The sequence below is a fragment of the Actinoplanes sp. NPDC026670 genome (assembly GCF_040638175.1).
Taxonomy (GTDB): domain Bacteria; phylum Actinomycetota; class Actinomycetes; order Mycobacteriales; family Micromonosporaceae; genus Actinoplanes.
This window is the reverse complement of the sequence record NZ_JBEZXU010000060.1, coordinates 46275-70419: the sequence shown is the minus strand read 5'-3', so window position 1 is coordinate 70419 and position 24145 is coordinate 46275. Positions and strand designations below refer to the sequence as shown.

Here is a 24145-nt window from a genome sequence, read left to right as displayed (position 1 = left end):
CGCGTCCACCGCGGCCGCCGCGGTCTCCGCCGCCGCCCGCTGCGCCGCCTCCTTGGCCAGCTGTGCCGCCTGCACCGCCCGTTCGGATTCGGCGCGGGCGATCTCGGTCTGTGCCGCCGCCTCGGTCTGCGCCTGCCGCGCCAGTTCGGCGAGCTGTGCCACGGTGGCGATCTCCGCGTCCCGGGCCCGGGCGACGTGCTGGCCCTGGGCGAGGAAGTCGGCGACGTCCTGCGCGGTGCCGGCCAGTGCGAGCTGGCCCAGCCGTACCGTCTCCGGCCCGCCGACGGCGATCAGCCGGGTGACCGCGATCCGGTCGTCGGCCTTCGCCGCGCTGTACTGGCCTTCCAGCAGGAACCGTGAGATCGCCGCGTCACCGCCGGCCAGGGCGGTCTGACCGGCCGCGCGGGTGGACGGGCCGCCGGCGGCGATGATCCGGGCGATCCGGACCCGCAGGTCGGTGCGCATCGGCTCGTTCTGGCCGCCGGCGAGGAACGCCGCCACGTCCGCGTCCGAACCGGACAGCACGGTCTGCCCGGCGGCCGTCATGGCCGGGCCGGACAGCGACATCAGGTTGGCCACCTTGACCCGGTTGTCGATCGCGGTGAGGCCGGGCAGTTCGGTCTCCAGGAACCGTCGTACGGCGGCGTCCGACTCCAGCAGGGCGGCCTGAGCCGCGCGGGCCACCACCGGCCCGCTGGTGCACATCAGGTTGATCGCCGCTGTCCGGTCGGCCACCACCGGGTCCACCGGCGCGGCCGTCGCCGGCAGCGCGGACCCGCCGACGGCGAGCCCGGCGGCCAGCAGAGCCACCAGTGAGAAACGCGCAGCGGACGACCGATATCTACGTCTGTCCATTCTTTCCCCCCGTTTGTTCACTCGTCGCGACCATAGGTTCGACAGGGCTGACGTGTCGACCCTGGTCGATGCCTCGCGCATATGAAGCACGAGAAGTCGGCCGAGCTGCAAAGCGGCCTCAACTACGAGTAGTTACGAGGGAAGGCTCCGAACAGCTGATTTACCGCGAAGGGCCGCAGCTTAGAGTGACTTTCCGCAGCAAGGCCCCCTCTAGGATTACGGAACGTACATGCGCTTGGTTTCCCGTGTGCTCGCCCGTGACGTCGCGGTCGCGACCGCCTGCCTGACCGCGGTCGTGGCTCCCGCCGCCTCCGCGTCGGCCGCCGTCCCGACCACCGAGCCGCCGGCCTACTCGCTGGTGTCCACCGGCAGTCCGGCCGCGCTGACCGCCGCCGACTGTGCGACGGACACCACCTGCGTGCCGGCCCCGGCGCCGCGCGGTGGAACCCTCGACGACCACGCGGCGCTCACCCAGGCGATCACCACCGCGGCCGGCCGCACCACCCCGGCCGTCGTCGCCGCCGACGGCACGGTCACCACGCCCGCCGGCACCGCCACCGTGCTGCTGACGGCCGGCACGTACCGGATCACCCGCGGGCTGAAGCTGCCGCCGAACGTGAACCTGCGCGGCGCCGGGATCGCGGCCACCACGATCCTGATGGACCCGACCGTCAACTGGCGCAACTTCGCCTACAGCTACCTGATCCTGCCGAACGGCGTCACCGAGGCGGGCAGCGCCAACCTGGTCGCCGACCTGACCGTCAACGGCAACTGCCGCACCGGCGCCGGCGCCTTCGACGACGCGACCGCGCCCGGACGTCCCGGGCAGGCGTGCGACTTCCGCGACACGCTCGGCGCGCACACCAACACCGGCGGCGGCATCTCGGCCGGCGACCGCTGGACCGTCCGGCAGGTCCGGTTCACCAACTTCGAATACTTCAAACTGTGGGTCAACGGCACCACCGGGGTACGGGTGCTCGACAACCGGTTCGACAACCGCGGCGGCGCCGAATCCGACGGTGAGGACAACATCGGTGGCGGCGGCCGCAACTCGGGCACCGTGATCGAGGGCAACCAGTTCGACGCGACCATCAACGGCAACGCGTTCGACTTCACCAACGCGCAGGACACGACCGTGCGTGGCAACGTCGTGCGGACCACGCCGGCGGTCGCCGCGGCCCGGGGTGTGGCCGAGTACGGCAACCTGTACTTCGAGGCGGTCTACGGCGGCACGGTCACCGGCAACCACCTGCAGGGTTCGCACATCGTGCTCAAGTCGAACTCCGACTACAGCCACTCCGGCGCCAACAAGGACGTCACCGAGCCGCGCGACCTGCTGGTCGCCGAGAACGTCATCCGCGACTCGGCCACCGTCGGTGTCGCCGTCGCCTACGACGACTACCTCGACGCCGACGGCACCGCCGGAACGCCCGGCGCCTGGTCCGAGACCAGCACGAGCACGACAGACCATGTGGTACGGCCAGGCGGCGCCAACATCATCCGGGACAACGTGATCGAGCGCCCACGGCAGTCGGGCATCCTGGTGTACGGCAGCACAGCCGCCAAGAGCAGCCCCGACACCATCACCGGCAACGTGGTCCGCAACGCCGGCTTCGGCGGTTCGACGGCCTACAACACCGGGGCGGGCTTCTTCGAAACCAGTGGCATCGGACTGTCGGTCGGCAGCCGTGACGTCATCCAGGGCAACACGATCACCGACGACCAGGCCGAACCGAGCACCTGGTACGGCGTACACCTCGGTGCTCGTAAGACCTCGTCGCGTCCCACCTACGTCTCCCTCGGCAGCAACCCGACCACGGGGGTCGTCGCCGCAGCGGTACGGACCGTCACCCTCGCGCCCGAGGCGCCGGCCGCCGTGACCGCCGACGGCACCACGCTGACCTGGCCGGAGTCGTACGCCACCACCAACCCGATCGCCGGTTACCGGGTGTACCGCAACGGGGTGCAGGTCGCGGACCTGCCGGTCGGCAGCGCCACCGTCCCCGCGAACCTGCTCGACGCCGACGCCGCCGGACTGGAGTCGGCCACCGCCGGAACCGCCGGCTGGACCGCCGGCGGATCGGGCACCAAGGTCTCCCGGTCCACCGCGGCCGGAGCCGTCGGCAGCTCCGCACTCCAGGTCACGGCTCTGAAGGACGGGCAGCTCAGCACATCGAGCAGCCCGGTCGCGGCGGTCGCCGGCGCCACGTACACCTCGGTCGGCAGTTTTGCGGCGGTCTCCACCGGACGCCAGGTGCGTGCCGGACTGGCCTTCACCGACGCCGCCGGCAAGGTGACCCGGCTCGGCAGCGCCAACGTCGCGACCGTCGACAGCGCCTCGGAGTGGATGACCAGTTCCTACTCGGCGGTGGCGCCGGCCGGCACGGTCAGCGTCCAGGCGTACCTCATGGTGGAGAAGACCGTGACCGGTGAATCGCACCTCATCGACCGGATCGGCCTGGTCACCGGGTCGGTGACCGAGCAGTGGGCGGCGGGTGGCACGCTCTCCGGCGCCTACCAGGTCGTCGCCTACCGGGCCGGAACGCCGGAGCTGTCGGCGGTCACCGAGATCCGCCTGCCCTGACCCTGTCTCTCCTCTTCTCTCCCCGGCCGGATTCATCCTGCCGGGGAGAGTTCAGTTGCGGCTCAACTCCGGCTCAGGATCAGGTGGCTCCTCGCGGGGCCGCAGCATGACGTCGAGGCCGAGCGCGTCGGCGTAGTCGTGGACGTTGCGGTACGTCGCCGCCCGCGTTCCGGCCTCCCACCAGCGCCTCCACCCTAACCATCGCCTGACTGGCGCTACTCGGTGAACCGGCCTCTCTGCCGGTAGTGAGCCCTTCCGTGCCAGTCGGAGCGAGGACCAGCGCTCACGTTGCGGCAATGTGCGATCCCGTCGCTGCCCTGACCGGGCTGAACGCACACGGTCGACGCAGTGCGTGCGTTCAGCCTCGCCGGGACGACGCCGCGGGCACACGTTGGGCGATCGTGTGCGCTGGCCGATGTTTCAGACCCCAATGCCGCGCGGTTGAAGCGTTCCGCGTTCTAACCCCGTCGACGGCAGCGATTTGCGTGGTGACCCCCGGCTCGAATCGGGCCGCAGATGTCCACACGGGCGGCAGTGCTCGGCAGTGTGGTGATGTGTGGTCTGATTCGAGCCGCAGGTGTCCACGCGGGCGGCAAGGCTCGGCAGCGTGGTGACTTGTGGCCCGATTTGAGCCGCAGGTGTCCACGTGGCTGCCGGGCTCGACGGCGTGGGACCTACGGCGATCGTGTGCGGTGGTTGACGTTCGGGCCGAGCCAGGATCACCGCGCGGACGCCGGGTCGATGGGGTGGCTGATCGGCTCACTCGGCTGGGTGACTTGTCGGTGCTGGTGGCTGACCTCGTTCAGGGGCGGGTGGGGCCGGCTGATGAGGTGGGTGCGCGGCGGGCGGTACGCCGGATCGGGTGTCTCGGTGCGGGGATTGCTTGGACTCGGGGCCTGTCGCTTGTACAGTTGGCGCATGACAATCGGTGTGCAGCAGGGAGCGATCAAACTGGACCTCGTCGGGGCGCACGAGATCCGGGTGTTGTTCGGGTCGATCAGCAGGCAGCGGGTCTACCAGATCACCAAACGCGCCGACTTTCCCCGGCCGGTGGCCGACCTCGCCCAGGGAAAGGTGTGGCTGGCCAGCGAGGCCACTGCCTGGCGAGACAGGCGCCGGAGCCCACATCAATAGGGCTGATCCGACGACGAGGACGCGACACGGGCCGTCCTCGCCGCCGGCCGGGTTCGTGACGCCGTCCCGCTCGGTCAGATCAGGATGATCTCCTCCTCCGCCGCTTCCTCCTTGTCCTCCGGCGGCAGCAACGGGGTCGACGCGCCGGTCAGGTACCGGATGACGACCTTGAGGATCCACTTCGCCAGTTTCGGCGTCTTGAATGTCGGCGGCAGCGCGGCCTGGAAGTTGTCGCGGCCGACGTCGCGGAGCAGGTCCGCCTCCAGCCGGTCCGCGGCCGCCTCCTTCCTGGCCCGGTTGATCACCTGGTCGGTCTCGAAGTCGACCAGTTCCTCGCCGTTCTGCAGCGCGGTGGGCACGTCCTCGGTGCGGAGCGCGACGATCAGCCGCTCGTACATGGCGCGGGGCAGCGGCCGGGCGTGGCCGTGCTGCCCGCGGGCGTAGATGCGCAGCAGGTGCAGGTCGTCCAGCCGTTTCTGGTAGCCCTTCGCCAGATCGTTCTTCTTGGTGTCCGGACTGTCCTCCAGCATCTCGATCAGCCGTTCCATCCGGCGCTGCCGGCGTTCCAGATCCTTCAGCGCGTTTCCGCTGCTGGACGACACACTGAGCGCCGCGTGGTGCGACTTCTGATTCTTCTTACGCTGCTCCGGGGAGATGTCCGGGCCGGGGCCGGGACCCGGTGTGTCGGCCGGCGGGGCAGCCGAGAAACCCACTCCGGCCCGCAGGTTGATCAGCTGATCGCCGGAGACGCGGCTGTCGAGTGTGCGGATCACCTCGCTGATGTGCCCGGCGTAGAGGGGGTGGGCGGCGACGAAGATCTCGTCGCCGCCGACCATCACCCGGATGCTCTGCTCGAAGGCGGGCAGCCGCCGGCCGCTGGTGAAGACGCCGCCGCCGAACGCCTGCACCGCGGCGAGGACCGCGCGCTGGTCGTCCGGCCGGGTCGCCGTGATGCGGGCGTGCACGTTCTTGAAGGCCTTCACCACCTCGTCGTACGTGTCCCGCTTGCGCAACATCGTGCGGTTGTTGGACACGAACGTCGCCCGCATCAGGTTCTCGCCGGTGAGCTGGTCGTCGACGATCCGTTTGTTGAGCAGCTCGTAGAAGAGCATCAGGTCGACACCGAGGTCACGAATGTCGAAGGTGACGAAGATCTGATGCCGGAAGTCCGACGAGTACGCGAAGAACGGGAACTCCGAGGTGGCGCCCTGCTGCGCGATCGGGGTGCGCTGCCGGACGTCGCTGGTCAGCACCGGGGTGAGCCGCCGCCAGTCCACCACCCGCTGCCCGGCCACGTCGTCGACCAGGTTTGACGCGGCGCGATGCAGGTTGAGCACCCGTCCGCGGTATTCGCTCAGCACGAACCCGCTGACGAAGTCGATCAGGTTCAGCACCACCAGCCAGGTTTCGAGCAGGTCCACCTGCACCCCGAAGGCCGCGGTCACGCCCTGCCGGAGCGTCGGCGCGACGAGCTTCTTCTTGCGGACGTCGCGGATCACGTCGGGGTTGCCGAAGAACAGCCGTTCGGCGAGCAGGAACGCGTCGGTCCACACCTTGTCGACCAGGACCCGGTCCAGTTTGACGTTCTGGCCGGGCCCGCCGGCGCCGAGGATGAACTTCTTGATCCCCGGCGCGACCGCGCTGACCCGCAGGTAGGTGTCTTCGTTGTAGGGCCGGCCCCGGTCGTCGCCGCCTTTCGGCGTCTTCGGCGCGGTTCCGGCCAGGTGCGCTTTGGCCATCCTGGTGCGCAGGCCCGCGACCTTCACCGCGTACCGGGCCAGGCCTGCGCTCTTGAGGGTCTCGGTGGTCAGCAGGAACGTGACGTCCAGCTGATCGCCCTGCACCGCGCGGGCCTGGGAGCCGATCAGGAAGTCGAACCGGTAGCCCTTCTTCGACAGGGTCCGTTTCAGCTTCTCGCATTCCTTCTTGTGTTTGTGGTCCGGGTCGGCGATCGCCTCGTCGAGGGTTTTCAGCAGCGCGTCGACGATCGCCTTGTCCAGCCGTTTCAGGTCGGCGGCCACCTCCTCCGGCTTCTTGCCGTCGGCCAGGAAGAAGCAGATCTTGTAGTCCTGGCCGACCGTCCGGTACGAGGGACCCGGGCCGGTGGTGGTGAAGATGGTGCGGATGGCCTCGTTGCGGCGGTCGATGAAGTCGTTGGTGTGGCTGTACTCCAGGACGTTGTCGTTGAGGTCCTTGATCCCGGTGTTGTCCCGGCCCTCGCCCGGGAACAGGATGGCGTAGAGGGTCAGGTCGTTCTGCCGTACCGGTCCGACACCCCCGACCGGCAGGATCTCGCCGACCGCCCGGAACAGGTGCAGGGTGCGCACCTGCCGGTGGATCGCGTCGACCAGCAGCCGGCGGACCACGTCCGGTGGCCGCGGGTCGGCCTTCTCCACGATCACCCGCATCTGCTGCGATTCCGCCCAGACCTTCGGCGGCTCCTTCTCGCCCCCGTTGTGATACCTCGGGTCGAGTTCGAAATCGCTGCTCGGCTCGCCGGCCATCAGCTGATCGGCAGCGAGTTGTCGAGCTTGACCAGGCTGGTGGGCAGCTTGACCTCCCAGGACTCACCGACCAGCTTGCCGCCCATCGAGTACGCGAGCCCGCTGTCGTTCCTGCCGGTGTAGGCGGTGGTGAGCCTGATGTTCTGCTCGTCGGTCACCGACTTGATGACGAACACGGTCCCGCCGATCGAGATGCGCCGGTTCACGTCGTCGCTGCTGAACGCGGTGCCGACGCCGGTGACCTCACTCTTGTCCTTGGTGACGGTGACCGTGCCGGGGCCGTCCACGTTGTTGTCGCCCTGCTGGCTCTTCAGCTCGTCGACGATCGACAGGTGCAGCACGTCGGCGGAGTCGCTGTCCGAGTTGACCAGGGCGCCGGCACCGGCCCACAGCTCACCGGTGCTCAGGTAGGTGAGGATCCGGTTCTCGAATCCGAGGCGCACCGGCACCTGGACCCGGGCCGCGCCGGCCCGCAGGAAGCGGGCGAACAGCGGATCGTCGTCGGACAGCTGGGAGACGACCGGCCACTCCTGCTTCCGGCCCCAGAAGTACGGATAGAAGATGTAGGTCATGTTGTTCCACTCGAAGCTCTGCTCGAACACCTGGATGTAGGCGCCCTCGGCCTTGGCCTCGTCGAGATCCATCTCCGGGTAGCCGAACGGGTCCTGGTTGCCGGTGACCGCGTCGAACAGGTCGAACTTCTGGCCGGTCAGCAGCTGGAGGCAGCCCTTCTTCAGCTCGGTCTGCTCGGTCTCCCGGTTGATCGCCGGGTTGGCGCCGGTGATCGCGGCGTCGTTACGTGCCTGGAGACGGGCCTCGGCGACCGCCTCGTCGAAACGGGACTTCAGGTTCGCGTACGCCGTCATGATCGAATTGAAGGTCTTGAGCTGCCATTCCTGGAGCTTCTCGGCCGACAGCTTGCAGAACACCACCGCCACCGCCTCCCAGTTGTGGAAGGCGAGCGTGTTGAGGGTGATGTCGACCGAGGAGGCCCGGTTGGCGCTCAGGTCGAACCCGGTCGGGTCCTGGCCCGGCTCGATGTAGGTGCGCTCCTCGCCGGCGACCTGCACGACGATCCGGTGGGTGCCCTTCTGGGTCTCGCCGAAGATGTTCACCGTGGCGGTCTGTGTCTGGTAGCCGTCCGGGATGGTCACCGCGAACACATCCGAGCTGATCTTCCGGTTCTCCTGGCCGTCGCCCTGCGAACTGTCCGGGAGGGTGTCCATCTTGTCCGGCGACTTCTTACCGGCCGTGGCCAGGACCAGCGCCGGCGGCGGGGACGACACGTCCTGGGCGCCGTACTTGGCCGCCCACATCTGGTACGAGTCGGGCCGGATGTCGGTCACCTGCAACGGCTGGAACGTGGTGCCGCCGGCCAGGCAGTAACCGGGCGGCTCCGGCTCGGTCTGGCTGACCCCGGTGACCGGGCGGCTGCCGGCCACGTGCCGCAGGAACGCGGCCGGCTCCGGCACCACGAACTCCAGCATCAGTCGCTTGCCGTAGTTCACCACCTGCGCCCGGTACACCTTGTCGACGAACCGGTAGACCCCGCTGATGTCGTTGTTGCCGTTGCGGTTCTCGAACGCGTGGACGTCGGTCTCCTCGACCACGTCGGTGGTGGTCGTGGTGCGGCGGGTCAGCGATCGGGTCTGCACCCGGTTGACCGCCTTGGTGGAGATCTCCCGGGCGAAACTCGCCGACGCGGTGTCCGACTGCTGGCGTGAGCTGCTGCTGGAGAAGTTGAAGTTCGAGGTGGCGTCGACCGACGGCCCGTAGGACGCGTGAATGGTCAGCCCGGCCTGGGTGCTCGCGTTCTCGTTGATCACGCTCTGCGACTCGGTCTGCAACTCGAACCGGTCGGTCGAGGAGAGATCCTGCTCCTTCTCCTGCGTCGTCTCGGTCTCGACCGTCTCGGTCTGCGTGGTGGTGTGACTGGTCCGGAACGTCCGTGACCGGGTCTCCCCGCGCAGCACGTTCTCGATGTGCGCGACCTCGCCCAGCTCGTACCGCAGCAGGTTCTGTTCGACCAGGTTCAGGTCGGCGATGCCGAGGACCTTCGCGTCGCCGTGACCGGTGGGCACGGTGACACCGTCGACGGGCAGCGCGGCCGGGGCGGGCGCGCACGGCCCCGGGGTCCGGCTGTCGGCCGGATCGGCCGCCACCGCCGTGTCCAGGCCGGACCGGGTCAGGAAGGTGTTGCCGATCCGGACGACCTGCCGGTCCGGGCCGGCGTCGGAATGCAACGACCGAGCCAGGCCCGACGCGCGGGTCTCCAGCAGGGCGACGGTCCGGGCCAGATCAAAACCGGTTTCCGGTACGCCGTTCGCCGTCAACACCGCACGGGTCGACTCGGTCAGTGTCCGCAGTGCGGCGTCGGGCAGCCCGAAACCGGTCCGGCTGCCGTTGAGCACCGACGTGCCGAACGCGTCCACCCCGGCCAGCAGCTCGTCGAGGGCCTGCCGGTGCGCTTCGAGGTTCGCCGACAGGGTGACCCGTCGCTGGGCGCGGGCCTGTGCCCGCGACGCCCGGCCGGTGGCGGCGGCCCGCAGCTCGCCGGTGCTCGTGGTGGCCGGCGGCAGCGGGAAGATGTCGCGGGGCAGGGCCAGCGGGGCGCTGTTGAACACGGTCCGCGACAGGCTCGACTTGGCGGCCAGCCGGCGGATCAGCCACAGCGCCCGGGCGGTCGTGGTCAGCAGCTCACGGGTCTTCGTCGGCACCGACGGCACGATGGTGGCGGCGACGATGCTGTCCGCGACCCGGCCGTGGAAGGCGATGAACGCGTCGGTCTTGATGTGGGCAGCCGGATCGGCCTTGTTGAAGGCGTTGCCGAACGCGGTCCCGGCGCCGGTGAAGAAGCTCTGGTCGGTCAGCGCGCGGACCGCGACCAGGAAGTCCAGGTACGGCTTGTCGATTTTCTTGGCCGAGTCGACGAACGTCGTCCCGTTGATCAGGGCGGTCGCCGTGCCGATCATGTCGGCGCGGTCGCCGTCACGGCGCAGCGAACGCAGGGTGTCGGCGAACGCCGTGGTGAACACGCCGAGGTCGACGCTGGCGCCGGCGTTCTGCTGAAGGATGTCGACGTCCTGCGGCGGACGGACGGTGACGAAACGGAAGACCTCAGCGGTCGCCATGTGTGCGGTACCTTTCGGTTACGACGGACTGGTTGTCCTTCCGACCCTGGTCGTCGCCGCTGAAATGGCGCTGACGTGGCGCTGAAACGGGGTCCCCGGATTCGACGGGGGTCGTATTGTCCGGCCCGTTCTTTCTGGCGAACGCCGATCATGAAATCACTTTCGGATTGCCTGATCTTCGTTTTAAAATGGCACGAACGGCCGACCTGATCGCCTGCTATCGTGCAACGCCATGGCGCCTCGTGCGAATCGAATGGCGGCGATCTTGGGGATCCTTTCCGGTGGATTCCTGGAATTGCAGCTGTTCGCGAATCAATTTCTCATCACCCTGGCCGGGGCTGCGGCGATCCTGGCCGGCGGGGTGGCTCTCCAGACCGAACTGATCGGCCCGTTGACCGGCCGGCGCCGGGTCGCCCCGCCACTGCCGGTCCGCCGTCCGTACCCGCAGCACGCGATGCCACCACCGCCCCGGCAGCACGGTCCACGCCCCGCGGCGGTCACCGCGGTCGCTCCGGTCGCTCCGGTGGCACCTGTCGCTCCGGTCGCCACCCTGATCCGTGAGGCCGCCTACCCCGCCCCGCCGCTCTTCGGCCAGCGGCCCTCCCGGGCCCACGCGCTGCCGTGGCTGCTGCCCCGACCCGTCGCCCAGTCCGGCGTCGCCGCCGACGAGGCCCGCCTCGCCGACCTCACCGTCCGGGCCGCATCCCTGCTCGGGCCGGGACACCGCTGCGAGGAACCGGCGGTCGCCCGGCAGGACGCGTACGCGCTGGGCCGGGACACCAGCGGCCGCTACCTGATCGCCGCCGTCGCCGACGGGCTGTCCAGCAGCCCGCGATCCGACCTCGGCGCCGCCATCGCCGCCGAGACCACCGTCGACCTGATCGGGCGGGCCCTCGCCGGCAAGGCCGACCCGTCCGCCCTCGACAGCGAACGCATCCTGCACGGGGTGGCCGCACGGATGACCGAGGAGGCCACCCGGCGCGGGCTCACCGCCCACGACCTGTGCGCCGTGCTGATCGCCGGAGTGTTCGACACCCACTCCGGTGCGGACGGGCGGGACTGCTGGTTCATGTGGATCGGCGACGTCTCGGGCTGGCAGCTGCACGGGGAACGATGGGAGGCGTTCGCGGGCGACCTCAAGAGCGACGACGGCGGGATCTCCTCGAACGCGGTCAACGCCTGCCTTCCGCTGCACCCGGGCCGGGCCGAGCACCGGCTCTACCGGTTTCCCGCCGGGGCGGTGATCGCCCTGGTCAGTGACGGGATCGGGGACGCCTGGACGATGATGTCCGAAGCCAACGCCTACTTCGCCAGGCAGTGGGCGGACCCGCCGGCGCTCGGCGCCTTCCTCAACGACGTCGGCTACGACGCCCGCGGCTTCCAGGACGACCGCACCGCGGTCACGGTCTGGACCGGGCGATGACCACAGCCGCCGGGTGGCAGCTGCCCGCCGCCGTCGACCTCGCCGCCCTCGGCCCGCTGGCCGCCTCGATCAGTCTCGGCGCGGGCCAGAGCACCGGAATCCACCCCGTCCCGGGGCACGACGGCTGGCTCGCCAAGCTCTACCACAAACCCGCCGACACCGACGCCGCCGCCTGCCTGGACTGGCTGATCGGGCTGCCCGCCTCGATGCCGCCCGCCGACCGGGCCCGGGTCGTCACGTCGACGTCCTGGCCGGTCGCGGCACTGCTCGACGGCGGCAAGACGATCGGCTGCGTGCTGCCGCAGGCGCCGGCCAGGTTCCGGGCGAACATGCCGCCGGACGGCGCCGAACGCTACCTGGAGATCGACTGGCTGGCCCGGCCCGACACGTCGTTCGTCAGGCGCGGGCTCACCCCGCCCACCTGGGAGCAGCGGCTGCGGGTCAGCCACGACGTCGTGTCGGTCGCGGTGCTGCTCGGGCGCTACGGGCTCGTCTACTCCGACTGGTCCTACTCCAACGCCTTCTACAGCCCCGCCGACCACAGCGCCTACGTGATCGACCTGGACGGCTGCGGACGGCACCGGATGAGCAACATCTTCCAACCCAACTGGGAGGACCCGCACACCCCGCGCAGCAGCCCGGCCGACGCCACCACCGACCGATACCGGGTCGCGCTGCTCGTCGCCCGGGTGCTCACCGGGGAACGCGCCACCGTCCACGCCCTGCACGCTCTCGGGGATCTGCCTCATCCGGCCCTCACCGAGATCCTGCGGGACAGTCTGCTGGCCGCCACCCCGGCCCAGCGGCCGGCCGCGGCCACGCTGCTCGCGGTGCTGGACGGGCGGCCGTACCTGCGGATGCCCGTGGACCGGCTGCCGCTGCCGGCCCGCCCGGCGGTCGCCCCGGCGCCCGCAGTCAAGCCCACCACCGAGCCGGTCGCCGGACCCGCTGCCCGGCCCGCCGTGCCCAGCCCTGCCCCGGTCGTGCCCGACCGCCCGGTCCACGTCGGACGGTGGTTCGCGGCGCTGATCGTCGCCTTGCTGATCCTGAGCCTGGCCGTCTATCTGGCCTCGCTCTGAACCGCCGAACTCTGCTCTGCGTCGCCGAACTTTCTCTGCGTCGCCGGACTTTCTAAGGAGCCGAACCGATGACCGACGGCATGCACCATATGCGGCAGAAATGTCTGCCGACCTATCTTGTCATCGACGTGTCGACGTCCATGTCGCCGCACGAGCAGACCCTCAATCAGACTCTCAAGAAGCTGCACAGCACCCTGGCCAACAGCCCCCGGGTGTCCGAGTTCGCGCATATGTCGATCATCGCGTTCTCCACCCAGCCCTGGGTGGTCATCGAGATGACCGACATGGAGTACGTGCCGGGCATGCCCGAGGTCGCCTGCGACGGCATGACCGGCTACGGGGCCGCGTTCGACCTGGTCCGCGAACGCATCGACATCGACCTGCCGGCGCTCACCGCACAGGGCAAGGCCGTGCTGCGGCCGATCATGTTCTTCCTCACCGACGGGGCGCCCACCGACGGCGAATGGGAGAACGCCTTCCGCACCCTCGTCGACAAAGGGCGCCGCCGCCGGCCGCATGTGGTCACCTACGGGTTCGGCGCGGCGCCCGAGGAGGTGCTCAGCCGGATCGCCACCAAGGCGGCGTTCGTGGCCGACGGCAGCTCCGGGCAGGACGAAGCCCTCTCCACCGCGCTGCACAGCATGCTCAACTCGCTGGTCGCGTCCGCTCAGGCCGACGAGCTGCTCATCCCGGCCCAGGCATCCGGCTACAAGTCGGTGCCGCTGGAATACCTCGACTGATGGCCGCCGGACGCCCGCTCCGGGCCGACGCCACAGGTATCGCGATCGCGGCCGGGCTCGCCGCGCTGCTGTTCGGTGGTGTGGTCCAGGGCTTCCACCTGATCGCGGAAGACGTGCAGGCACCCGGTGGACCGGTGGTCTCCGCGACGACCAAGCCTGCCAAGCCGGTGCCCAGACCACCGGATGGGCAGGAGGAGGACATCCAGAAACCGAACCTCTTCCACCAGAACCCCTGAGGAACCTCGTCATGCTCTGCACCCATTGCGGCGGTGACAATCCCGCTGCCTTCCTGCTCTGCGTCCACTGCCAGCAACCCCGGCGGATCACGCCACCCGCCAGCGGCCAGACCCGGACCATCCCCTTTCAGCAGCCGCCCGCCTATCAGCCTTTTCAGCCGCCACCCGCGTTTCAGCCAGCCGTTTTCCAGTCGGCCGCGCATCCGATTCACCGGAGTTCGCCGAACTTCGCCCGGGACGCCACCCGGTACATGTGCGCAGCCGTACAACTGGACAGCGCACTGAATCGGCGCATCCTGGCCGGCACCGTCGAACAACCGTTACGCGCGATCGCCTCGTCGCCCGGTGTCGACCTCGCGACCGTACTGAAATATGGCATCCATGCCCGTCGCCGGCAGCGGATCACCGACATCCTGCTGCTGTTGTTCCTTCCGTTCTGGCTGTTCTTCGGGCTCGGCCTGCTGCTCGGCTGGCTGGTCGTCGCCATCGAACGGTTCCGCACCTCCTACCGGGTCCTCGCCCCGAAGCTGCGGCACGCCGTCTTCGACCCGGCGCAGGCGCCCGAACCCGCCTCCGACCGGATACGCCGCCGCATCGCCGACATCGCCGCCCGCGACCGCGGCAACGTGACCCTCTACTCCGGATACGACCCGTTCCCCGGCTTCGGGGTGCGACAGAACGAGTGGTCGTTCGTCGCCGACATCAGCAAACCCGCGCACGGTGAGAAGATCCGCCGATTCAGCGTCGCCGAGGTGCACGACCACGTCGCGGCGGCGGTGAGCGGCCTCGACCTGCCCGGCGTGACAGTCGACGACAGGCTCTTCGTCGCAGGTTCCGACCTGCTCGACGACTCGATGCCGGCGGTCGCGTCGGAGTTGCTGCCCGACCCGCTCCAGGCGCCCCGGCAACAGGCCGACCGCTCGACCATCCGGCAGCAGTGGGACCACCCGCACGACCAGGCCCGCCCCTACCTGGCGCTACGGGTCACCGGCTGGGGCGGCGAGCTGGTGATGACCATGTTCGTGCGATTCGTGCAGTACCGCAACGAACAGCTCTACACCGAGGCCGACTACCGGCTGCTCGGGCCGATGCGCGCCGACTACCACTCGGTCGACGACCTGCGGGAACATCCGTCGCTGCGCCAGGTCAGCCGGATCGTGACGGCCGCGCTGCCGGCCGCGATCATCAGGCAGCTCCGCGCGCCGTTCGTCGTCCTCGCCGAGATCCTCGGCCCGCTGACACTGAACTCGGAGCGCCGCCGGATCCGGCGGGAGATCACCGAGGAGCGCACGTTCAACTACGGCGCTCCGATCGCCCCGCGGGAGATGGCCATGGACGACGGCTATCACCGCCACTTCCAGCGGGCCGACAAGGACCAGTACCTGCGGATCATCGAACGGAAGGTCCTCGATTCGCTCGAACAGTTCCTGGCTGCGCACGGCATCGACTCGTCGGACGTCCGGGAACGGCAGAGCATGATCATCAACAATGGCCTGCTGGCCACCGGCAACAGTCAGATCAAGGCCGAGAACGTGGCCGTCGGAATCAACGCCAGAGCGACCGCGATGATGAGCAAGGTCGCCGGAATGGGAAAGAGCTGACCACATGTCCTACATCAACAACGGGGTGCAGCTGGGCGGCAGCGCCCGGATCCAGGCCACCAACCTGGCCGTCGGTGTCGGCGCTCAGGCGTACAGCACGGGCAGCGACGACATCGCCGGCCGGCTCGACGAGGTCCTCCGCCTGATCGAGGTGCACCGGTCCGCTCTGGAGGAGCCCGACCTGGCACGGGCCGAGGTCGAGATGGCCCGCACCGAGCTGGCCGCCCGCAAGCCCCGGGCAGACCGGATCCTGGCCGCCCTGCAACGGGCCGGCGAACACGTGACAGCGGTGGGCGCTCTCACCGCCGCAGTCCAGGCCGTGGTCACCTCCGTCGGCAGCCTCGTCTGACACTCCCCAAGACCGCGAGCCGTCGCTCACCACTGGAATGCGTGCGGCTTTACCGTGCTGAGCGACGGCTGGGACCGCGAGCCGTCGCTCACCACTGGAATGCGGGCGGTTTTACCGTGGTGGGCGACGGCTCGCGGTCTTGGCGGACGGACTACGCCGGTGAGTTCTACCGGGAACGGGTGAGCGACAGCGGGCGGCCGTTCACGGTCAGGCGGAAACGGCTTCCCCGTAGGCCGACCGGGATCGGCTCGACTGCCACTCGCGGGCCGAACTTCGACAGGGTGATCAGCATTCCGCCGATCACTGCCAGGGCGATTCCCAGCCAGACCACGTTCATCACGCTCACCAGGATTCCGCCGAACGCGAGACCAGCGCCGGTGACAGGCAGCATCGACTGATACACGAACTTTCATTCCTCCCGTGAAACCCGGTTCGACTCAGGTGGCCGACCAGGAACCCTTCTTTCCGCGTACGAATGCGAGAAGGGCCTTGCTGTAAATGAATGTCAAAAGCAGTGTGTAGAGCTGCTCGGGAATGAACAGGGCGGCGTAGACGCGGGCGCGCCAGCCCATCGTCCACACCGACCACACCCGCTCGGCCAGCAGCACCAGCGACGGGATCGTCCAGTACCAGGCGAAGTCGACGCCGCCCAGCCAGGTCAGAGACACCGCGACGGCCAGCAGGTAGACGGCGGCGATGATCGCGGAGAGCAGCAGGCCCGCCTGCTGGCGCCAGTAAACCCATCGCATGTGGAACGGCATGCGGCGGCCGTACTGGGCGATGTTGCGCATCGCGCCCAGGTACCAGCGTTCCCGCTGGCCGACCAGTTTCGGGACGGTCTCCATCACGTCGGTGGTCGCCCACATCCCGGCCGGCGACAGCACCCGGTAGCCGCACGCCTGGAGGGCGAACGTCAGCTCGTTGTCCTCGGTGAGACTGTGCGTGTCGTAGAACGACCAGCCCTCCGGCAGCAGACGGCCGGCCCGGCGCTGGGCACGGACGTCGAGCAGCGCGCCGTACGAGAACAGCGTTCCGGTGCCGGTCAGCACGAACGCGCGGCTGTTCATGCGTTCGGCCACCTTGCCGTACCGGTGATACTCCATCCTCTGGAGGTAGCCCAGCAGGCTGTCGCACCGGCGGCCGGCGAACGTACCACCCACCCCGCCGACACCGGAGATCAGATACTGCTCGGCGACCTCGAGGAAACTCGGCGAGAGGGTGGTGTCGGCGTCCATGACGAGCATCGCCCAGTTCCACGGGTCGCCGAGGTTGGGTTCGAGCCGGTCGAGCGCGTAGTTGATCGCGCCGGCCTTCTTGTCGGGATTTCGGCCCGGGTACTCCATGACCCGTGCGCCGGCCAGTCGCGCGGCCTCGGCGGTGTCGTCGGTGCAGTTGTTCGGCACGACGACGATCAGGTCGGGCTGCCGGGTCTGCCGCTGGAGCGAGGCGATGGTCGCGGCGATGGCGTCACCCTCGTTGTAGGCGGGCACGATCGCCGCGATCTGCAACCGGCTCTGGTCGATCGACACGCGGCTGGTGTATTCGCCCGGGACCCGCTGGATGGGGGCGCCTGTTGCTCGATGCCGTGGAGCGCTGCGGGTGCCCGAAGCCATTGGTCCCATCCTTGGTCGCTTATCGATGTGGGTGTGTCCGAATGAAAGGTAGGCGATGTGCGGGCCATTGACAGTCGCGCATCAGGGGTCATCCAATCGGCGATGGAGTCGTGCGAATGGCGGGCGTGTTCCGGTCCGGAAATGCGAATCGCGGCCGTGTCCAGCGCTGTCCAGGATGGCGTCCATGGACAGCCGGCCGGTGCTTGATTGGCAGCATGACTCAAACCAGGAAGTGGCTGCGACGTGCGGCAGCGGTGTCCGCGTCGGCCGGTGTCGCGCTGGCCATAGCGCCGGCCGGCGCCGCGTCGGCTGATGCCCCACTCACCGCCGATGTCGTCTGTTATGCCGAAGGCGCCAGCTCGTTCGTCTGCTGGGTGAACATCGCCGGAGGTACGGCGCCGTACTCCACCGTCTGGAGTGGCGCCTCGTTCGGTCAGGTCTACACGACCGGGGCGAACGGCAAATGCACGCCGGGCCGGGCCTACGGCGTGTCAGTGACGGTCACCGACTCGGCGGCGGGCCTGGTGGTCGATCCCGCGCACTTCGTCTGCAAGGGGGGTCCGCCGATCTGACCGGCATCCCGGCCGCGCTGGCCCGGTGAGCCGAGGTGTATCGGCTCGCCGTGGCCGGCGACTCAGTCGTGGTTCGCTGCGTTGCCTGAGGGCGGGCACGATGTCAGGCGCAGGACGGGCGGCAGTTCGGTCAAGGCCGCGATCGATGGAACCGTGACGGGTGGCTCACCGCTGCGGGTGACAGCGATGCCCTGGTATCCGAGTTCGACGGCGGCCTCGACCAGTTCCGGGTCGTCGTCGACGAACAGGCAGACGGCCGGGGGCAGGCCCAACAGGTCGCTTCCCGCCGCGTACATGCGCGGGTCCGGTTTCCGGCAGCCGAGCACCTCCGAGATCACGAAGCCGGCGAAGTACTCGTGGAGATCCAAACTCCGGTACACGTCCTCCAGACTGGCCCAGTTGTCGGAGACGACACACATCGGCAGTCCCGAGGCGCGCAACTGATCGAGAACGGCACGCGTCTCGGGAAAGGGTTCGACGGCGGGCCGGGCGGGCGGCGCCTCCAGTTCGTGCAGAAGTTCCGGCGACGGATCGGCGATGCCCAGCACACGCAGCATCGCGCGGTGGTAGTCGGCTCGGCTGAACGATTCGGCTTCAGATCCGATGAGGAGCTCACCGGCGTCGAACGCTTCCGGGAGGAGCTCGACCCGTACCTGCGGATGATGCGCCAGCAGGATCTCCGCGAAATCGAACCGAGGATTCCACCGACCACCGACCGGCCGGATCAGGACACCACCGGAGTCGAAGAGAATCCCGAGAATGCGCTCCTCGAAAGCCACGATCCGCAACCTACCCGGCCAGCCGGCGCCGCGGCGTGTCATCAGGTGCGGGTGAACCGCCCGACCGTTGCGGCCGCCACCAGCATGCCGACCGCGATCGCCACCAGCAGCGTCGTCATATCGGCAAGGCCGGTCACCCCTTGGACCGGATGGCCGCCGATCCACGTCTCCAACCCCCGTAGCCCATGCGATCCAGGCGTGAGCACATAGAACGCGCCCAGATAAAGCACATAGGCAGGCGGACACCCGGGTCGCCGCCCCAGCAAGAGTGCCACCGCCATCATCACGAACGCGCCGAGAAACGTCCCGGCCGGATCGCCGAGCGCACGAGTCCCCACCTCGACAACCGCGGCGGTGAGCAGGACGAGCCCGAGCGCCCAGGGAAAGTCCCGCAACGTCATCGAAAACGTCAGCATCACCCCGACTGCGAATAGCACCCAGCCACCCCAAACCCCGAGCGGCCCAAGGTTTCCCGGCACCGTCACATCGAAAAGGATGTCGGCCGGCATCTGGAGCACGACGGTGGCCATCAAGGCCCCAAAGGCTAGGACAAAAAGCACGACGATGCTGTACGTGAGACGAGCCGCCCCCGCGGTCATGCGGTTGGCGGCCAGTTCCAGCGCGCTCGCGGTGATCGCATCCCCGGGAATGAAGTAGAACAGCGCCGGAACGATCAGCTGAATCGGCCCACCGGCGAGCAGGCCGTTCCGGTGAATGACAAGCACCACGATGGTGACCAGCAGCGAGGCCAGAAACGGTTCGATCAGGGCCAGCCGCCGACGCCCGCTGCCGCCGACCACGAGCAGCCCGATCAGCAGCCCGGTCAGTGTGGAGACGCCGACCTGCTGCCAGGTGGCCTGCACCGAGATGCCGAACCCGACGGTGAACGCGACCAGCCCGACCACCTGCCAGGGCTTCGACCAGCGCCCCGGAGCCCGCCGGATCTCAGCGAGTTCGGCCGCCGCCTCCACCGCAGACAGTTGCGAGCGTTCGATCCTCCCGAGCAGCCGTTTGACCTCAGCCACCTGATGCAGGAGAGGCACTCCGGGCGTACGAGCAAAGGACAGCGACCGACCTTCGACGGTGACAACCGCAGCGTCGGCCAGAAAGACCGCCTCCGCGTTGTGCCCATAGGCGCCCGCCACATCCCGAACGATCGCCGCACACCGCACCGTCCCCTCGAAACTGGACTCCAGCAGCCACTCGGTTAGCGGCCCGAGCAGCCGGCAGAGGTCAGTCGTGGTCGTCTCGGCCATGGCTCGGAAAGGTAGAGGGAACCACGGCGTAGCGGATCACCCACCGCGAATGGTTGCCGTGTCAGCGCGATCTCTGATCGGCTCGGCCAGCCTCGGGCCGAGCCGATTCATCTATCTTGATGGCATGGCGCGTGGCGGACGATTGCATCGGCATGGTCTCGCGTGCGTCGCCTGGGCATCTCTGGCAGGGGCGGCCGTCGGCAGCTACGTCGCTCTCCGTCAATGCCGCCGGTCACCGGTGCCCCAGCCCGACCCGGTCGTTGAAGGCCCCGACGAAAACCGCCCAGAAAGCACGCCGGAACCGCCAGAGGCGCCGGTGGTCCCGGAGCGGGGACTGTTCCAGGAACTGCTCCCATTCCTGCTGGGTGCGGTGCCGGTGCTGGTGCCGCTGGTGGCGATCGGTCTGTTCGCCGACTCTGCGGTCGCAGCCGCCGTGTTGTGGCAGGGCGGCCTTTCCGCGCTGTTCCTGGCCATGGTGCCTTCGCTGCTTCCGATGGTGGCGGGCGGCTCGATCCTCGTCATGCGACATGTCCTCGGGGGCCCGGCATGGTGGCGGAAGGTCGCCTTGACGGTCACTCTCCTGCTGCTCACCGTGGTGCCGATGAGCTTCGCGATCGTTCAGGCGATCGTCGTGTCAGCGACCGGCATGACGAGCATCCGGCGCCGACTGGCGAAAGCGCCAGCCGTCCTGCAAGGTGGCGCCGTCGTCTGCGGCACCGTCGTCCTCATCGTTGTGTGCGCCGGCGCCTGGCCTGGCCTACAGACCGCCGCCATCGGCCGGATCATCGCGGGCATCCCCGCGGAGATGATCGTCTACAACGACAGCATGGTCCGGCAACCGGCCAGAGTGCATGTCATTCAGGTGGATGAGCAGTTCACCACCGTGCTCGACGGCAACCCGCCGCATGTCGTGACGATCCCCAACCGCCTCATCTCTGTGCGGGTCGCCTGCCAGTACCCCAGAACGGAGTGGAACCACAGATCCGTCATCGAGATCGTCCGCGACCTTCTCAGCGACGGGCCACCGGCGACGATGGTGTGTGGAAGGTAGATCGACGAGCAGTCGTAGCATCCACGGGGTGCGACAGATCCTGGAGGCTGCCGGCCTCGAAAAACATACTGCGGAGCAGTACCCCGTCCACGACGAGACGGTGATCGTGGTCGACGTCGTCGGGGACGCCCACCAGATGTGGCGTACGGCGCGCGCCGGGCTCACCGACCACTATCCGGTGCTGGTGTCGCCGTCGTTCCTGGTCACCGACCCCACCTTTCATCACGCGCCGGCGCCCGCCGAGCTGATCACCAGCGCGGAGAGTTTCGACGTCGTGGACTTCCTGACCCGGCGGCCGGGTTCGCAGATGCCCGGCGCCCGCGGGCGGGACCCGGAGATCCTCGGGACCGGGGAGGAGGGCTACTACCTCGACTCGTACGACGTGGAGTCGTTCGGCGTACCCGAAGCGCTCGTCATCGTTCCCCGGCCCGAACCGTGGGCGGCTTTCGCGTACGTCAACGGGTATGCCGCCCTTTTGGGGCAGCGACCGGAAGTGATGCTGAGCGCGGCCCGGTCATGGTTCGAGAGGTATCGGGCGGAGCCCACGGTGATCGGCCTGGCCTGTGGTTTCACCGTGCCCGGCCGACCGGCCGACCCGGCCGACGCCGAACGCCTGGCGGCCGAACACGTGGGAGTCGCCGGGCTGACGGCGGGCACCTCAATCCGCGCCTACGCCCGGGCCTTGATGGAGCTCGACCACTGGAGGCTGTACAACCGGCCGTGACCGGAATGGCGCCAGCGTGGCCCGGATCGTCTCGGCGGCGCCCCGTGGATGCCCGCCCGCGCCAGCCGCTCGGCCGGCATTCCCGTCGAGCCCATCGTGAGATCGTAGGCGGTCAGGCGAACAGGGCGCTTCCCCAGAAGTCGGTGTCGCCGGTGAGGCCGGGTGGGCAGGCGAAGATGCCGGTGGAGACGTGCCGGACGTATTCGTTCATCTCGTCGCTGGCGGCCAGGCTGCGCTGGACCGGGATGAACGCCTTCCGCGGGTCACGCTGGTAGGCGATGAAGAACAGCCCCGCGTTGAGCCGGCCGAGCCCGTCGGAGCCGTCGACGAAGTTGTACCCGCGCCGCAGCATCCGGGCGTTGCCGTTGGTCTGCGGATGGGCGAGCCGTACGTGCGACGTCGTCGCCAGCAGCGGCTGCCCGTCGGCGCCGACCGAGTCGAAGTCGACCTCGTCGAACTCGCCGGTCATGCCCATCGGCGCGCCGGTGCCCTTCGTCCGGCCGATGATCATCTCCTGCTCGGCCAGTGGCGACCGGTCCCACGTCTCGATCAGCATCCGGATCTTGCGGGTGACCAGGTAGGAGCCGCCGGCCAGCCAGTCCGGGCCGTCGCCGGGCTGCACCCACAGGTGCTCACGCAGCAGGTCGGTCTGTTCGGCCTTGAGGTTGCGGGTGCCGTCCTTGAACCCGAACAGGTTGCGCGGCGTGTCCTGCCCGGTGGACGTCGACGACGTACGCCCGAACCCGAGCTGTGACCAGCGGACGCTGACCGCGCCCATCCCGATCCGGGCCAGGTTACGGATGGCGTGCACCGCCACCTGCGGGTCGTTGGCGCAGGCCTGGATGGCGATGTCGCCACCGGAGATGGCGTCGTCGATGGTGTCGCCGGTGAATTTCGGCAGCGGTTCGAGCGCCGGCGGCAGGTGCGCGGCCAGCCCGAACCGGTCTTTGCCGGTCGCGTCACGGAACAGGGTGGGCCCGAACCCGATGGTGATGGTGAGCCCGGACGGCGGCAGTCCGATCGCCTCACCGGTGTCGTCGGGCGGGGCCTCCGGGATGCCGTTGACCGCGCCGATCGCGCCGGCGTCCTTTCCGGCGGTCATCCGGGCGGCGGCCGCGGTCCAGTCCTTGAGCAGCTTGATCAGCCGGTCGCGGTCCTTGGTGACGACGTCGAAGGCGACGAAGTGCAGCCGGTCCTGGGCGGGGGTGACGATCCCGGCCTGGTTGGCGCCGGTGAACGCGACCGCGTCGGTGGCCGCGGCGGCCGCCGTGAGTTCCGGTTCGTCCTTGACCTGGGTGAGTGCGGCGGCGCCGGCCAGGCCGGCGGCCCCCACCCCGGCAAGGGTGAGGGCGCGGCGCCGCGAGACCCGGCTCATGCCTTCTTGGCGACCACGGCCGCCACCTGGCTGATCGGTTCGGCGAGGGCGTTGATCGCGTCGGAGAGTTCCTTGAGGTCGGCCTGCGACAGGTCGGTGTGCAACTTCCAGCCGTCACCGGACCGGTGCTTGGCCAGCGCCGCGTCGACGTTGGCGAACTCGGTGTCGAGGGTCTTGACCAGCGCCGGGTCGCGCTCCTCGAGGACCGGGCGCAGCGACGCGATGGCCGCCTTCGAACCGTCGACGTTGGCGTTGAAGTCCCACAGGTCGGTGTGCGAGTAGCGGTCCTCCTCGCCGGTGATCTTCCCGGCGGCGACCTCGTCGAGCAGCGCCTTCGCGCCGTTGGCGAGCTGGAGCGGGGACAGCTTCTCGGCGTCGGCCTTGGTGACGATCTCCTTGACGTCGGTCAGGAGCTGGTCGGCGATCGGGCCGGACTGGGAGATGTCGTTCTTCTGCCAGAGGTCTTGCTCGATCTTGTGGAAGCCACCGAACTTCAGGCCCTCCTCGGTGACCTCCTCGCGGCCGTCGATGCGCGGGTCCAGGTCACCGAAGATCTCGGCGACCGGCTCGATGCGCTCCCAGTAGGTGCGGGCGATCGGGAACATCGCCTTCGCGCCGGCGACGTCGCCGTCCTTGACGAGCTTGACGAACTCGGTGGTCTTCTCCAGCAGCGCCGCGGTCTGGCTCTTGACGTAGCGGGAGTAGCTGTCGGTCGCGGCCAGCAGCGCGGCGTCGTCGGTGAGCGGGGCGGCCGAGCCGGAGACGGTCAGCTGGCCCCGGATGCCCTTGCCGATCATCCCGGGCTTGCAGGCCGTCTCGTAGGTGCCGGCCGGCAGTTCGACGTGCAGGTTGCGGGACAGGCCGGGGGCGATGTTCTCCACCTCGGCCATCACGCGATCGCCTGGGGCGTACACATAGAACTCGGTGACCTTCTGGCCGCCGTTGGTGATGGCGAAGACGCTGGTCCCGGCGTCCACCTGGGTCTTGGCGACCTCGCAGGCGGTGTCGGTGGCCTTGACCGTGATCGGCCCGCCGGCAGCGGCGGTGTCCGTGGCGGCGTCGCCGCCGCTGCACGCGGCGAGCGACAGGCCGAGCGACCCGGCGGTCAGAGCGGCGAGGATATGCGAAGGGCGCACGGT

Annotated in this window: 20 protein-coding genes; 11 read left to right on the top strand and 9 right to left on the bottom strand. The window is 69.1% G+C overall.

Translation table 11 applies throughout. The annotated features are described in order from the left end of the window. A partial coding sequence (locus tag AB0E94_RS40025; RefSeq protein WP_360337346.1) for an ALF repeat-containing protein occupies positions 1-855 on the bottom strand: 855 nt, incomplete at its 3' end. 229 nt (positions 856-1084) lie between these two features. Here AB0E94_RS40025 and AB0E94_RS40020 point away from each other — a divergent pair. Continuing rightward, a complete protein-coding gene (locus AB0E94_RS40020) occupies positions 1085-3439 on the top strand; it encodes a hypothetical protein (protein WP_360337344.1) in 2355 nt (784 codons plus the stop codon). A gap of 918 nt (positions 3440-4357) precedes the next feature. Continuing rightward, positions 4358-4573, top strand: a complete 216-nt coding sequence (locus AB0E94_RS40015; RefSeq protein WP_360337342.1) for a DNA-binding protein — start codon at positions 4358-4360, stop codon at positions 4571-4573. A 74-nt stretch (positions 4574-4647) separates the two neighbouring features. Here AB0E94_RS40015 and AB0E94_RS40010 read toward each other — a convergent pair whose 3' ends face one another. Next, positions 4648-7077, bottom strand: coding sequence for a hypothetical protein (locus AB0E94_RS40010; RefSeq protein ID WP_360337340.1), 2430 nt, complete (start codon positions 7075-7077; stop codon positions 4648-4650). Then, a complete protein-coding gene (locus AB0E94_RS40005; protein ID WP_360337339.1) occupies positions 7077-10208 on the bottom strand; it encodes a hypothetical protein in 3132 nt (1043 codons plus the stop codon). The genes AB0E94_RS40010 and AB0E94_RS40005 overlap by 1 nt, the downstream gene beginning before the upstream one ends. 265 nt (positions 10209-10473) lie before the next feature. On the opposite strand from AB0E94_RS40005, the gene AB0E94_RS40000 reads away from it, so the two are divergent. From AB0E94_RS40000 to AB0E94_RS39975, 6 genes are all read left to right on the top strand, one after another. After that, on the top strand, positions 10474-11631 hold the full coding sequence (locus AB0E94_RS40000; protein ID WP_360337337.1) for a protein phosphatase 2C domain-containing protein: 1158 nt from the start codon (positions 10474-10476) through the stop codon (positions 11629-11631). Then, the gene (locus AB0E94_RS39995; RefSeq protein WP_360337335.1) at positions 11628-12710 is read left to right on the top strand and encodes a hypothetical protein; all 1083 of its coding nucleotides are present in this window, start codon (positions 11628-11630) and stop codon (positions 12708-12710) included. Before AB0E94_RS40000 ends, AB0E94_RS39995 begins: the two co-directional genes overlap by 4 nt. Before the next feature lie 68 nt (positions 12711-12778). Beyond that, complete coding sequence (locus AB0E94_RS39990) at positions 12779-13450, top strand: VWA domain-containing protein (protein WP_360337333.1); 672 nt, start codon at positions 12779-12781, stop codon at positions 13448-13450. After that, the gene (locus tag AB0E94_RS39985) at positions 13450-13686 is read left to right on the top strand and encodes a hypothetical protein (RefSeq protein WP_360337331.1); all 237 of its coding nucleotides are present in this window, start codon (positions 13450-13452) and stop codon (positions 13684-13686) included. The genes AB0E94_RS39990 and AB0E94_RS39985 overlap by 1 nt, the downstream gene beginning before the upstream one ends. Positions 13687-13697: 11 nt before the next feature. Beyond that, positions 13698-15287, top strand: coding sequence for a hypothetical protein (locus AB0E94_RS39980; protein WP_360337329.1), 1590 nt, complete (start codon positions 13698-13700; stop codon positions 15285-15287). 4 nt (positions 15288-15291) lie between these two features. After that, positions 15292-15636, top strand: a complete 345-nt coding sequence (locus tag AB0E94_RS39975; RefSeq protein ID WP_360337327.1) for a hypothetical protein — start codon at positions 15292-15294, stop codon at positions 15634-15636. Between the two features lie 166 nt (positions 15637-15802). Here the strand turns inward: AB0E94_RS39975 and AB0E94_RS39970 are convergent, their stop codons facing one another. After that, complete coding sequence (locus AB0E94_RS39970; protein WP_360337325.1) at positions 15803-16039, bottom strand: hypothetical protein; 237 nt, start codon at positions 16037-16039, stop codon at positions 15803-15805. A gap of 34 nt (positions 16040-16073) precedes the next feature. After that, positions 16074-17165, bottom strand: a complete 1092-nt coding sequence (locus AB0E94_RS39965; protein WP_360337323.1) for a glycosyltransferase — start codon at positions 17163-17165, stop codon at positions 16074-16076. 299 nt (positions 17166-17464) lie between these two features. Between AB0E94_RS39965 and AB0E94_RS39960 the strand changes: the two genes are divergently transcribed. Then, positions 17465-17821 (top strand): hypothetical protein, encoded by a 357-nt coding sequence (locus AB0E94_RS39960; protein ID WP_360337321.1) that lies wholly within the window; start codon positions 17465-17467, stop codon positions 17819-17821. Positions 17822-17883: 62 nt separating this feature from the next. Here the strand turns inward: AB0E94_RS39960 and AB0E94_RS39955 are convergent, their stop codons facing one another. Together AB0E94_RS39955 and AB0E94_RS39950 are read right to left on the bottom strand one after the other, a co-directional pair. Further along, positions 17884-18600: an HAD-IA family hydrolase gene (locus AB0E94_RS39955; RefSeq protein ID WP_360337319.1), complete on the bottom strand. Its 717-nt coding sequence runs from the start codon at positions 18598-18600 to the stop codon at positions 17884-17886. Positions 18601-18641: 41 nt separating this feature from the next. Further along, a complete protein-coding gene (locus AB0E94_RS39950; protein ID WP_360337317.1) occupies positions 18642-19856 on the bottom strand; it encodes a threonine/serine exporter family protein in 1215 nt (404 codons plus the stop codon). A gap of 124 nt (positions 19857-19980) precedes the next feature. Between AB0E94_RS39950 and AB0E94_RS39945 the strand changes: the two genes are divergently transcribed. Then, positions 19981-20907: a hypothetical protein gene (locus AB0E94_RS39945; protein WP_360337315.1), complete on the top strand. Its 927-nt coding sequence runs from the start codon at positions 19981-19983 to the stop codon at positions 20905-20907. A 28-nt stretch (positions 20908-20935) separates the two neighbouring features. Next, a complete protein-coding gene (locus AB0E94_RS39940; protein ID WP_360337313.1) occupies positions 20936-21631 on the top strand; it encodes a DUF4253 domain-containing protein in 696 nt (231 codons plus the stop codon). 112 nt (positions 21632-21743) lie between these two features. On the opposite strand, the gene efeB is transcribed toward AB0E94_RS39940, so the two are convergent. Continuing rightward, positions 21744-23006, bottom strand: a complete 1263-nt coding sequence (efeB, locus tag AB0E94_RS39935) for an iron uptake transporter deferrochelatase/peroxidase subunit (RefSeq protein ID WP_360337311.1) — start codon at positions 23004-23006, stop codon at positions 21744-21746. Beyond that, positions 23003-24142, bottom strand: coding sequence for an iron uptake system protein EfeO (gene efeO, locus AB0E94_RS39930; RefSeq protein ID WP_360337309.1), 1140 nt, complete (start codon positions 24140-24142; stop codon positions 23003-23005). The genes efeB and efeO overlap by 4 nt, the downstream gene beginning before the upstream one ends. Between the last annotated feature and the right edge of the window lie 3 nt (positions 24143-24145).